This is a genomic window from Desulfovibrio piger ATCC 29098 (assembly GCF_000156375.1).
In the GTDB taxonomy this organism is placed as follows: domain Bacteria; phylum Desulfobacterota; class Desulfovibrionia; order Desulfovibrionales; family Desulfovibrionaceae; genus Desulfovibrio; species Desulfovibrio piger.
This window is the reverse complement of the sequence record NZ_DS996357.1, coordinates 42647-54644: the sequence shown is the minus strand read 5'-3', so window position 1 is coordinate 54644 and position 11998 is coordinate 42647. Positions and strand designations below refer to the sequence as shown.

Below are 11998 nucleotides of genomic sequence, written 5' to 3'. Positions count from 1 at the left end.
TGTCCCCGCCCCCTCTCAAACTCTCCCCCACCCCTGAAAAAACTTTCTTCTGGGCGGTATGAAAGGTCTCCGTCGCTGTCTGGCGGGGAGGGACTTTGTTCCCTGACCGGTAAAAAGACAAAGCAGCATATGCTGTCATGCCTGTTGCCTGCCCCAAGGGACTCCCCGCGATGCCCGGCGGAAAACGGCGCACTGGCCTCATACCTCTCCATATCCGGCAGTACGCCCCTTCTTTCATCTCCCACGCCTGCCCGGCGGCACAACAAGGCCATTCGCCCGGTGTTTCCCGTTTCCCGCCATCGGACGCCCACGGGCCAAGGCCACAAAATACGAAAGCGGACATCCTGAAGATGTCCGCTTTTCCATGCCCGCCGGTCAGCGACGGGGACCTCCCAGAAAAATCATAGGAGCGTTTTGGGGGAGGGTTGAGGAGCTCGAGGGAGGCCTTTTTTTCCGCTGGGAACGACCGAAGGCGACCCGCAGGGCCGTGCCCGTTGCGACGGAGGAAGCTACGGGCATCGACAGCAACGCAAAGGGCCTCCCCTCCTCTCGAACCGGCCCTTCCCTGCTCCCTACCGTGCCACCAGCACCCAGGCGGGGCCGGGGGCATCCAGATGGCTGGCCACGTAATTGGCGCGCTCGGACCCACCGCAGAACAGGTCGATGCGTCGCTGCTTGATGGCGCCGCCCACGTCCTGGGCAAAGCCGATACCGCGCAGGGGCAGGCTGCCGTATTTCTCGTCCGGTACGTTGACGCCAAAGGCTACCACAGCGCCCAGCGGGATGTAGCTGCGGTCCACGGCCAGAGAGAGCCATTCATCCACCACATGGCCCATGGCGCCGGTGGGCCCGCGGCTGCCGTAGCGGAAAAAGACGTAGCTGGGATTCTCGTTGAGGATCTCGCGCACGCGCTGGGGATTGTCCTTGAACCATTGGCGCTGCTCGAAGATGTCGCCCCGCTTGAGCAGGCCCTTTTCGCGCATGATGCGGCCCGAGCTCTTGTATTTGTGGCCGTTCTGGCCCGCGTAGTTGATGAAGGCCTCCGTCCCGTCATCGAACACCAGACGGCCGGAGCCCTGGATCTCCAGGAAGAAGACGTCCACGGGGTCAGCGGCCCAGGCCAGTTCCAGCCCCCGACCGGCCAGCAGCTGCTGCTCTTCGATCTGGCGGCGGGTATAATAGCGGCCCTTGTGGCGGCGCTTGTACTGCTTCATGTCCGGCGGCAGGGCATAGATGGCCTGCTCATAGCCGGGCTTGCGGGTACGGCTGGCCTTGACGCGGGGCTCATAGTAGCCGGAATAGGCGATGCCGGAGGGGACCTCCACCCACTGGAAATTCTGGAGGAAGAGCTGCGGTTCGGCATCCAGACGGGGCAGCAGCGCCTGCAGGCGCAGCAGGGTGCGTTCCATGTCGCCCCAAGTCAGGCGCAGACCGGGACGGTCGATGGCCACGGCCCCGGCGGGCTTGCTCTTGACATAGCGCAGGGATTTCCGCACCGTAGGCGCCATCTCGCGCCACGACTGCAGGTCCTGGTTCTGGGGCGCAAGATGCTCCGTGAAGAATTCGGGCGATTCAAAGCCCACGGCGGGCCCTTTGGGGATCAGGTATTCCTCGTGCGTCTGCCGCGACCCGCAGCCGGACAGCGCCAGGGCAACCAGCAGCACGGCGCACAGCGCCAGCCGCGGGAGCCCCTTCCCCACACGCAAAGGAGTTTTCTGATGCATGACGATTTTCCTTCCCTGGCCATCTGGTTCACCCACCGGATCTCCTACGGTGAAACAGATACCATGGGCGTTCTGTACTATGCGGAGTATCTCCACATCTTCGAGAGGGCGCGCAGCGAATTCATCCGCGCCTGCGGCATGAGCTACCGTGATGTGGAGGAAAAGGACATCATCCTGCCCGTCCGCGAGGCCCAGTGCCGTTACCGCTCCCCGGCCCGCTATGACGATCTGGTGCAGGTCCACACGGCCATCAGCGAATGGGGCCGCGCGTCCATGCGCTTTGTATACGAGATGTGGAACGAGGACAAGACGCGCCTGCTGGCAACGGGCAGCACCCAGCACGCCCTGGTGAACCGTCAGGGCCGTCCGGTGGCCGTGCCGGACTGGCTGCGCGACCTTTTGGGCAACCTGAAATAACGGCGGCCCACAAACGCACACGAAAAAAGCCGGGGACATCCCGGCTTTTTTTATGGCGCTGGAAAAATTTTTCACAATATTTTTTATTATTTTCTGCCGTGTAGCCGTCCGCATCCCGTAACGGGCCGGGATCGGGCTCGTGCCGGGCACGGATTTTCAGGCTCCCGGGGAGTTCCCTGTCTCCGTCTTTGCACAGGCAGCCATCTATTTTGTCTTTCCGGGCGCAGATGTCAAGTTGAGCAAAACAGTTTGGGCACTTCCCTTTTTGGCCATGTCGGGCTATGGTTTTATTACTACCGTGTGAAAGGTCGCACGTTGCCCTCGTAAATCCGGCGGCCCCGGGCTCGCCATATCGCTTACTAAGGGAGTTTTAGCATGTCCAACCCCGTGGATACCCAACGTACTTACGCACTTGTAGGCACCGGCGGCTGCGGCAAAACGTCGCTGGCCGAGATGCTCCTCTTCAATAGCGGCGCTCTGACCCGCATGGGCGCCATCGAAGACGGTACCACCTGCCTCGACTATGAACCGGAAGAAGTACGTCGTCGCGGCTCCATCCAGCCCGCGGTGGCTACCTGCCTCTGGAACAAGAATCGCCACTTCATGCTGGATATCCCGGGTGACGGCAACTTTACCGGCGACATGGAATGCCTGCTCAAGGGCGTGGACAGCGTCGTCTTCGTGCTGGACGCCGTGGACGGCGTGCGCCCCCTGACCAAAAAATTCTGGAACCTCACCCGCGCCGAAAACCTGCCCGCCATCTTCGTCATCAACAAGATGGATCGTGACCGCGCCGACTTCCAGATGGCCTTCGACGGCCTGGCTACCCTGGGCGTTAAGGCCGTGGCCCTGCAGGTGCCCATCCGTGAAGGCGAGGCCTTTACCGGCTATGTGGACGTGCTGACCGGCAAAGCCTACACCTTTGGCGCTGACGGCGCCGTCAGCGAATGCGACGTGCCCGCCGATGTGGCCGACGACGTGAGCCTGCTCCACGACCTGACCGTGGAAAACATCGCCGAAAGCGATGAAGAGCTCATGGAAAAATATCTGGAAGAAGGCAGCCTGTCCCTGGAAGACCTGCAGACCGGCCTGCGCAAGGGGACCGTGGCCGGTGAGCTCTGCCCCGTGCTGGTCTGCTCCTCCCTGGAGAACAAGGGTGGCGTGGCCGTGCTGGAAGCCATCCAGGCCCTGCTGCCCGCCGCTTCCGAGCGCCCCGCCTTCGTGGACGCCCTGGGCCAGGAACGCAAGCCCGATCCCGACGCCCCCGTGGCCGGCTTCGTCTTCAAGACCCTGGCCGACCCCTTCTCCGGCCAGCTCTCCCTGGTGCGCATCCTCTCCGGCACCATCAATGGTGATGCCACCCTCAAGAACATGCGCAGCGGTGAAAACGAGCGCCTGGGCAGCCTGCTCTTCCTGACCGGCAAGACCCAGACCCCCTGCAAGGAACCCGTGGGCCCCGGCGCTATCGTGGCCGTGGCCAAACTGAAGAACACCCGCACCGGTGACAGCCTGTGCGACGAAAAGCAGCCCTTTGCCCTGCCCATGCCCAAGCTGCCGCCGCAGCTCATCACCTACGCGCTGGCTCCCAAGGAAAAGGGCGATGAAGACAAGGTCTACTCCGCCATCCAGCGTCTGCTGGACGAAGACGTTACCCTGCGTCTGGCCCGCGACGAAGAAAACGGCGACATCCTGCTTTCCGGCATGGGCCAGCTGCACATCGAACTTTCGGTGGAAAAGGCCAAACGCCGCTTCAAGGTGGACATCATCCTCAAGACGCCCAAGGTGCCCTATCGTGAGACCGTGCGAGGCAAGGTGCAGGTGCAGGGCCGCCACAAGAAGCAGTCCGGCGGCCGTGGCCAGTTCGGTGACTGCTGGATCGAGATGGAAGGCCTGCCCCGCGGTTCCGGCTATGTCTTCGAAGACGCCATCGTGGGCGGCGTGATCCCCCGCCAGTACATCCCCGCCATCGACAAGGGCATCCAGGAAGCGGCCGCCCGCGGTTTCCTGGCCGGTTGCCAGGTGGTGGACTTCCGCGTCAAGGTCTACGACGGCAGCTACCATACCGTGGACTCCTCGGAAATGGCCTTCAAGGTGGCCGGCTCCCTGGCTTTCAAGAAAGCCATGGAAAGCCTCAAGCCCGTGCTGCTGGAACCCATCGTGCTGCTGACCGTCTCCGTGCCCGACGAATGCATGGGCGACGTCATCGGCGACCTTTCCTCGCGTCGCGGCAAGGTGCTGGGCTCCGACTCCGCCGCCGGCGTCACCGAGATCAAGGCCCACGTGCCCATGAGCGAAGTGCTGCGCTACGCGCCCGACCTGCGCTCCATGACGGCCGGTCAGGGCTTCTTCACCATGGAATTCGCCCACTATGAAGAAGCTCCCCAGCCTGTGGCCGACAAGGTCATCGCTGAACACCAGAAGGCCGTTGCCGGCGAATAAGCCGCAGCCTCTCTCCTGCTGATCAAGGGCCACCTGCTCCGTGCGGGTGGCCCTTTTCCGTCTGCGAGCCCGACGCTGCCTGAATGCCTAAAAAGGGCGAAAAAATCTCCACAGCGCTCGAACGAAGGCAAGCAAGGGGTGGGTCAGGGATTGGAAAAAAGGCGCCATACTGCCGAAAAAGGCGGAATCATCAGGAAGGGGACAAGCCATCCCGGCATGGGGCCTGTCCTGTCCGGTGCCGCAAGCATCCTAGCGCAGCCGGGGGAGTGACAGCCGCCCTTCCGGCAGACGGCTCCGGCCTCCCCGCCTTCCCTGCCCAGGCGAGACGGCGCATCCCCGCAGCATCCTCAACGAGATACGGGCTTGGCTGGCGGCAACAGCGGCCCCGCAGAAACAAAAAAGGGAGGGCATCCGCGGATGTCCTCCCTGAGCAAAAAATCAGGCGTATCGTTTTTACAGGGAAAGCAGGCTGGGAGCGGCATGACGGGCCACAGGGACCTTGCCTGCCAGGCTCATCTCGGGCCGGATGCCTGCATTGCGCTCGATGAGCTCCACAGCGCGGGAAATCTGGCGACCGACCCGGGACTCATTGGCGATCTCGCGTTCCAGCGACGTGATGCCCTTGATGACCGTGGAGTGACGGCGGTTGAAGCGCTCGCCGATCTCCTTGAGGGACATGTCCGTATGCTTGCGGGCCAGATAGTAGATGGTGTTGCGGGCCAGCACATACTGCTGCTTGTGCGAACGGGACGCCAGCTGGCGTTCGTTGAGGCCGTAGCTTTCGCAGACCAGGCGCACGATAGAGGCGAAGTCCGGGCCGCAGTCCACGGTGGCGTACTGCTGCAACACTTCCAGCGCCAGTTCGGGATTGAGGCCGCAATTGAGCATGCGCGCCTTGAACACCAGGCTTTTGAGACAGGATTCCAGCTGGCGCACATCGCCCTGCAGGCGTCCGGCCAGCAGATCGCAGACCTCGTCAGGCAGCAGCACCTGGAAGCTCTTGGCCTTGCGCTCCAGGATATGGCGGCACATCTCCGTATCGGGTCGTTCCAGGGGCGAGACGATGCCGGAGCAGAAATGGGAGACCAGCTGGCTGTCCAGTTTTTCCAGCTCGCGCGGCGAAAAGCTGCTGGTGAAGATGGCGCGGCCGCCACGATCCTGCAGGCTCTTGATGACGGTCAGGACCATGTCCTGCATCTTTTCCTTGCCCTGGAGGAAATGCACGTCTTCCAGCAGGAGCACGTCCAGATCGCGCAGGCGGGCGCGGAAGCTCTCCACATCGTTGCTGCGCAGGGCCGCCACATAGCGCGAGGCCAGACCCTCGGCGGAAAGATAGGCCAGACGGGCCTGACCGCCCTGCTCCTGCACGGCACGGCCCACGGACTGCATGATGTGGGTCTTGCCCAGGCCGGAAGCCGAGCTGACGAACAGGGTCTCCACACAGCCGCCGTCATGGCAGATGTCCTTGGCCGCAGCCACGGCCATGGCATTGCAGGGACCGACCACGAAATCGTCGAAACTGAAGCGCCAGCGCTGACGGGTGCGGGGGCGCAACGTGGGGGCAGGCAGGGGCAGGGAACACTGGCTGGGCTGCCAGAGAGGCTGGGACGGACGGGAAGGCGCCGCATGGAGGGGCGCCGCGGGCACCTCATGCACAGGCTGCGCCACAGGCGCGGCAAGAGGGGCCGCAGCAGCGGCGGCAGGAGCAACAGGCGCGGCAGGAGCGACAGCAGCCCCCTGACAGGAGATGCGGATGTCGATGTTTTCCGGCGCCACCTGCAACACGGGCGCGGCAGCGGAGCGCAGGGTATCCTGCATGCGGTCGCGCAGCCAGCGGGCCACGTATTCGCTGGGTGCGGCAAGACACAGGCTGTTCCCTTCGATATGGGCATCCAGAGGATGGATCCACACCTTGAAGATGCCGGGATTGAGGACACCCCTCAAATTTTCAGAGATCTTCTGCCACTGCTCTTGCATGCCTGTCATTGCCCGCCCATGAAAAATGCCGGTACGCGGGCCATGGCCAGCTATGCCCGCTCAAATATGTCTCGCCCCGTCGGTCTGTTGCGATGTCGCCGTCCGTCTTTCGGCGAAGCGCCCGCAAGGATGTAGTTTTTTCACGTTGTTCTGTCAACATATGGCGAACGGGAAGACCACGCCTTCCGCGCTTTCCGTCACCATTGCGGGCATCCCCGCCCCTATCCTCTGTGGACGCTTGTGAGATTCTGCCCTTTTTTTCCCCGTACTGCAAGCCGGAAGGCCTGTCACAAAAAAGAAAGGTCGTTGCCACCGAAATGACAACGACCCAGGGATCATACGGATAAAGAGCTGCTTACTTGAACTGCACGAAGTTCTTGAGCAGCCCCAGCAGTTCGTAGCGCAGGGATTCATCCTGCAGGGCGAAGTAGATGTTGGCGCTCAGGAACTCGGCCCAGTCACCGGCATCGAAGCGCATGCCGGCCATACGCACGGCCATCATGCCGCGCTCCTTGGCCATGGCCTGCAGGGCGTCGGTGAGCTGGATCTCGCCGCCGTGGCCCGGTTTGACCTTTTCCAGATAGTCGAAGATGTCCGGGGTCAGCACATAGCGCCCCACGATGGCCATGCGGGAAGGCGCATCCTCGCGTTTGGGCTTTTCCACCATGTCACGCACACGGTACACGCCGGGCGCCACTTCCTCGCCATCGATGATGCCGTAACGGCTCACCTTTTCCCACGGCACTTCCATGACACCGATGACGGGCATCTTTTCGGCCATGGCCACTTCGATGAGCTGGCCGATACCGGGCACGCCGCTGAACATCAGGTCGTCGCCCACCATGACGGCAAAGGGTTCGTCGCCCACCAGCTCACGCGCGCACAGCACGGCATGGCCCAGACCCAGCTGACGCTTCTGGCGCACGGAAAGGATGTTGACCATCTCCGCCACCTGGCGCACTTCCTCCAGCTTGTCCAGCTTGCCGGAACGCTCCAGCAGGTCTTCGAGCTGCAGGTTGTGGTCGAAGTGGTCTTCGATGACGTTCTTGTCACGGTTGGTGACGAAGATCACGTCCTTGATATGGGCACGCTGGGCCTCTTCCACAACATACTGGATGACAGGCTTGTTGTAGATGGGCAGCATTTCCTTGGGAATATTCTTGGTCGCGGGCAAGGAACGGGTCCCCCAGCCGGCCACAGGGATAACAACCTTACGAATATCCTTCATGTTCTCCTCCATCACGGCACGCCCGTACGGGCCCGTGCCTGGGACATGGTTCTTGACGAAAGTATGTCGCGGGTCTGCCCGCGGCAGCTCCCGGAACGAATCAGCTCCTCCGGGAAGAGGACAAAAACTAGCGAAGTTCGCGGCTCACCACATCGGCCAGATCGCGCGCGTAGCGGACGACCTTGTCTTCATCTTCGGCCTCGACCATGACGCGGCACAGGGCCTCGGTGCCGGAGTAACGCAGCAGCACGCGGCCACGACCGGCCAGGGCCTTTTCCACATCGGCCACGGCCTTGCCGATGGCGGGGCGTTCCTCGAAGGGCAGCTTCTTTTCCACCCGCACATTGATGAGCTTCTGGGGGAAGAGGTGCAGCAGGCCCGCCAGCTCGGACAGGGGCTTTTCCTTCTCGCGCACGATGCGCAGCAGCTGCAGGGCCGCCAGCAGACCATCACCGGTGGTGCTGTACTGGCGGTAGATGAGATGCCCGGACTGCTCGCCACCCAGCATGGCGCCGGTCTTGCGCATGGCCTCCATGACGTAGCGGTCGCCCACCTTGGTGCGCAGCAGCGTACCGGCGCGTTCCTTCATGAAGATCTCCAGCGCCAGGTTGCTCATGGCCGTGGCCACCAGCATGTTGCCGGGCAGTTCGCCCCGCTCCATCATGGCCTGGGCACCCAGGGCCATGAGCTGGTCGCCGTCCAGGACATTGCCCTTTTCATCCACCACGATGAGGCGGTCGGCGTCACCGTCCAGGGCCAGGCCCACGTCCGCGCGCACTTCGCGCACCTTGGCGGCCAGGGTCTCGGGATGCAGGGAACCGCAGTGGTCGTTGATGTTGGTCCCGTTGGGGTTCGTCCCCAGGCGGAAGACCTCCGCGCCCAGCTCTTCCAGAGCCAGCGGGGCCACCTTGTAGGCCGCACCGTTGGCGCAGTCGATGACGATACGCAGGCCGGACAGGGTCAGATGGGCCGGGAAACAGCTCTTGGTGTACACGATGTAACGGCCGCCGGCGTCTTCGATCTTGCTGGCGCGGCCGACCCGGTTGGAATCGGGATAGGGCCAGCGCATGTCGGGATCGAGCACCATGGCCGAGATCTCGTTCTCCACCTCGTCAGGCAGTTTGAAGCCGTCGGCGTCGAAAAACTTGATGCCGTTGTCCGAATAGGGGTTGTGCGAGGCGGAGATGACCACGCCCAGATCCGCCCGCATGTTGCGGGTCAGGAAAGAGATGGCGGGCGTGGGCAGCGGACCGGTCATGATGACGTGCATGCCGGCGGCGCACAGGCCCGCCGTAAGGGCGGACTCGAACATGTAGCCGGACAGACGGGTATCCTTGCCGATGACCACGCGGTGCTGGTGCGAGCCTTTGCGGAAGCGCACCCCGGCGGCCAGGCCCAGACGCAGGGCCACATCCACGGTCATGGGATAGATATTGACAGGGCCACGCAGGCCATCAGTGCCGAAAAGACGTTCTGCCATGTGTTCTCCTTGCCGGTGTCATGCGCCGGAGGCTACTTCTTGCGAGTGATGGTAACGCTGTCGAAAGAGGGATTCAAGATGGTCATGCCTTCCGGCAGCTGGATGCGCGGCTCTGCCGTGCCCTTCTGCCCCGGCTCCAGCGCCGGCGGGACGACCATCACTTCCAGTCGTTTGAGATAGGACGAGTTGCGGGCCAGGGCCTCGGGCACCTCCACCATGACTTCCACATGGGAGGGCTCCACCGTGAACTGCGAGGCGTTCTGGGCCTCCACCGAGATCTTGCAACGGCGCGAGACCACGGTGCGGCCGCTGGTGATGGTGTATTGCACCTTCACCGAGGCGGGATTGGAGGTGACCAGACTGGGGGTGTCCAGCAGCAGGGTCTGCTCCACCGTGGTACCGGCGGCCTTGGGATCCAGCCGGATGCCCAGGGGCAGGTTGTTGATGGACGAGATGACGCCTTCCGGCCCGCGCAGGGTGACGGACGCCGGCGAAACGGTCACGTTCTCCACGGTCAGGGCCCCGCTGCGCAGCGGGGATTCCAGCACGGCCCGGATGGGCACGCTGCGTTCGGCCAGGGTATCGGCCGTGATGACGATGCGGGGCGGCTGCACGTCCACCAGCTCGAAGGCCCGCAAGCTGGGGCCCATGTTGTCCGAGGTCAGGGGGACGATGGTCGTGCCCTTTTTGATATTGGAAAGATTGATGGCTTCCGTCAGGCTGCGCGACGAGATGGAACGCAGCAGGATCTCCGGCCCGCGCAGGCGCACCTGCACCTTGCTGACCAGGCCGTCCGTCACCACCAGGCCGGAGGGGATGCCGTTGTATTCGATGCCCACTTCCAGCTGGACTTCCAGGCGGTCGCGCACGCTGACCACATACCACATGCCCACGGCCACGGCAAAGGCCACGAGCAGGGAAAGGAGATGGGGAGCCTTGCGGCTGTTCTTAGAGAATATCATTGAGCACCTGCCTCAAGCGTGTGGCATCGAGACTGCGGACGAGCTCGCCCTTCATGGCCACGGAAATCTCGCCGCGCTCCTCCGAGACCACGACCACCACGGCATCACATTCCTGTGTCATGCCCAGGGCGGCGCGATGGCGCGTGCCGAACGACTGCCCCTTGGCCTCGGCCAGAGGCAGGATGCAGGCGGCGGCCGTGATGCGTCCCTTGCTGATGAGCACGGCACCGTCATGCAGCGGCGCCTTGGGATAGAAGATGTTCATGAGCAGCTGGCGTGACAGCAGGGCATCCACCCGCACGCCCTCATGCTTGATCATGTCGTCCAGCCGGGTGCCCCGCTCGATGACGATGAGGGCCCCCACGCGCAGGCGGGCCATCTCCACGCAGGCGATGACCACTTCTTCCACGGCCGAATGCTGCAACGCACGCTTGCGGAAAAGATTGTTGGTCCCTATCTCGCCCAGTGCCTGCCGGATGTCGCTCTGGAAGATGACCACGATGAGCAGGAACAGAGAGCTGAAGACATGCTGCAGCAACCAGGTCAGGGTGTACAGCGCCATGCTGCGCGAAATGAAATACAGCAGGGTCAGCAGGCCGAGACCGGTCAGCACCGTCAGGGCACGCGATCCCCGCAACAGCTGGATGACCTGATAGAGCAGGAATGCTACCAGCAGGATGTCCAGCGCGTCACGCCATTCAAAAACCACATGTTCCAGCACGGTCCCTATCCTTGGGCATCAGAAAAATCCCCTTCCACGCCATAGGATGGCGTCCCCCCTTGCCGTCTGCCGCATCACGGATGCCGGACAGCCGGCGCGCAGTATAAAAACAAGCGCACGCCGGCGCAACTGGCAAATATCCCCCCGCGCGGCCGGACCGGGCATCAGTCCCGGCAGGCTCCGGCAGGATCACGGAAGGCCGCCGCCAGCGTGAGCGTCTGGCGCGTGGCGGCCACATCGTGTACGCGATGCCAGAACAGGCCCTTTTCCCAAAGCATGGCCGTGGCCACCTGGGTGGCGCAGCCCCGCTCCTGGGTGGTGAGGCCCAGCAGCTGCCCGAACATGGACTTCATGGACAGGCCCATGAGCACGGGCCGCCCGAAAGCCAGCCAGTCCTCCGCGTGGGCCAGCAGCTCCAGATTATGGCGCAGGGTCTTGCCGAAGCCGATACCGGGGTCCAGCACGATGTGCTCTTCCGGCAGACCGGCGGCGGTCAGGCGATGCAGCTCACGCTCGAAAAAGGCCATGACCTCGGAGCGGACGTCCGTGTAGCGGGGATCCTTCTGCATGACGTCCGGCCTGCCCTGGCTGTGCATGAGCACGTAACCGGGCTTGTACTGGACGAGCACGTCCAGCAGGCCGGGATCGAAGGCGCAGGCCGAGATGTCGTTGATGATCTGCACGCCTTCTTCCAGCACGGCAGCCGCCGTGGCCGCATGGTAGGTATCCACGGAGAGCATGACCCCGGGGATCTCCCGCCGCAGCTCGCGCAGCACGGGCATGAGACGCAACAGCTCCTGCTCCGGCGTCAGGGCCTGCGCGCCGGGCCGGGAGGATTCCGCCCCCAGGTCGAGGATGTCGGCCCCTTCCGCATGCAGGCGCATGGCATGGGCCAGCCCCAGATCCGCGGAATCGTGCGTGCCGCCGTCATAAAAGGAATCCGGCGTCAGGTTGACGATGCCCATAACGCCAAAGGGGGCAGAGGTCGTCACCGCCCCGCCCCCAAGACACAGCCAGGAGCCGCCCCGGCGGGACGGCTCCCCAGACATA

Annotated in this window: 9 protein-coding genes; 2 read left to right on the top strand and 7 right to left on the bottom strand. The window is 63.5% G+C overall.

The features are described from left to right. Positions 1–572 precede the first annotated feature (572 nt). Positions 573–1724, bottom strand: a complete 1152-nt coding sequence (locus DESPIG_RS06475; RefSeq protein ID WP_006006488.1) for an MltA domain-containing protein — start codon at positions 1722–1724, stop codon at positions 573–575. On the opposite strand from DESPIG_RS06475, the gene DESPIG_RS06470 reads away from it, so the two are divergent. Beyond that, on the top strand, positions 1719–2141 hold the full coding sequence (locus DESPIG_RS06470; protein ID WP_006006490.1) for an acyl-CoA thioesterase: 423 nt from the start codon (positions 1719–1721) through the stop codon (positions 2139–2141). The two genes, DESPIG_RS06475 and DESPIG_RS06470, sit on opposite strands and share 6 nt — an antisense overlap. A 375-nt stretch (positions 2142–2516) precedes the next feature. Then, on the top strand, positions 2517–4580 hold the full coding sequence (locus tag DESPIG_RS06465) for an elongation factor G (protein ID WP_006006484.1): 2064 nt from the start codon (positions 2517–2519) through the stop codon (positions 4578–4580). A 453-nt stretch (positions 4581–5033) separates the two neighbouring features. Here the strand turns inward: DESPIG_RS06465 and DESPIG_RS06460 are convergent, their stop codons facing one another. The 6 genes from DESPIG_RS06460 to folP form a co-directional block, all read right to left on the bottom strand. Continuing rightward, a complete protein-coding gene (locus DESPIG_RS06460) occupies positions 5034–6557 on the bottom strand; it encodes a DnaA ATPase domain-containing protein (RefSeq protein WP_147589046.1) in 1524 nt (507 codons plus the stop codon). Between the two features lie 355 nt (positions 6558–6912). Next, positions 6913–7785: a UTP--glucose-1-phosphate uridylyltransferase GalU gene (gene galU, locus DESPIG_RS06455; RefSeq protein WP_040369585.1), complete on the bottom strand. Its 873-nt coding sequence runs from the start codon at positions 7783–7785 to the stop codon at positions 6913–6915. Positions 7786–7912: 127 nt separating this feature from the next. Beyond that, complete coding sequence (glmM, locus tag DESPIG_RS06450; RefSeq protein ID WP_006006472.1) at positions 7913–9265, bottom strand: phosphoglucosamine mutase; 1353 nt, start codon at positions 9263–9265, stop codon at positions 7913–7915. A 32-nt stretch (positions 9266–9297) separates the two neighbouring features. Further along, positions 9298–10227, bottom strand: coding sequence for a CdaR family protein (locus DESPIG_RS06445; RefSeq protein ID WP_006006470.1), 930 nt, complete (start codon positions 10225–10227; stop codon positions 9298–9300). Further along, positions 10214–10948: a diadenylate cyclase CdaA gene (gene cdaA / locus DESPIG_RS06440; protein WP_081446840.1), complete on the bottom strand. Its 735-nt coding sequence runs from the start codon at positions 10946–10948 to the stop codon at positions 10214–10216. Before cdaA ends, DESPIG_RS06445 begins: the two co-directional genes overlap by 14 nt. 164 nt (positions 10949–11112) lie before the next feature. Beyond that, the gene (gene folP / locus DESPIG_RS06435; protein WP_040369584.1) at positions 11113–11997 is read right to left on the bottom strand and encodes a dihydropteroate synthase; all 885 of its coding nucleotides are present in this window, start codon (positions 11995–11997) and stop codon (positions 11113–11115) included. Position 11998: the final 1 nt, after the last annotated feature.

Bases quoted from the DNA above. Each gene is read 5' to 3' on its own strand.
- DESPIG_RS06465 (WP_006006484.1), top strand. From the start codon at position 2,517: ATGTCCAACCCCGTGGATACCCAACGTACTTACGCACTTGTAGGCACC.
- DESPIG_RS06460 (WP_147589046.1), bottom strand. From the start codon at position 6,557: ATGCAAGAGCAGTGGCAGAAGATCTCTGAAAATTTGAGGGGTGTCCTC.
- DESPIG_RS06475 (WP_006006488.1), bottom strand. From the start codon at position 1,724: ATGCATCAGAAAACTCCTTTGCGTGTGGGGAAGGGGCTCCCGCGGCTG.
- folP (WP_040369584.1), bottom strand. From the start codon at position 11,997: ATGTCTGGGGAGCCGTCCCGCCGGGGCGGCTCCTGGCTGTGTCTTGGG.
- glmM (WP_006006472.1), bottom strand. From the start codon at position 9,265: ATGGCAGAACGTCTTTTCGGCACTGATGGCCTGCGTGGCCCTGTCAAT.
- galU (WP_040369585.1), bottom strand. From the start codon at position 7,785: ATGAAGGATATTCGTAAGGTTGTTATCCCTGTGGCCGGCTGGGGGACC.
- DESPIG_RS06470 (WP_006006490.1), top strand. From the start codon at position 1,719: ATGCATGACGATTTTCCTTCCCTGGCCATCTGGTTCACCCACCGGATC.
- DESPIG_RS06445 (WP_006006470.1), bottom strand. From the start codon at position 10,227: ATGATATTCTCTAAGAACAGCCGCAAGGCTCCCCATCTCCTTTCCCTG.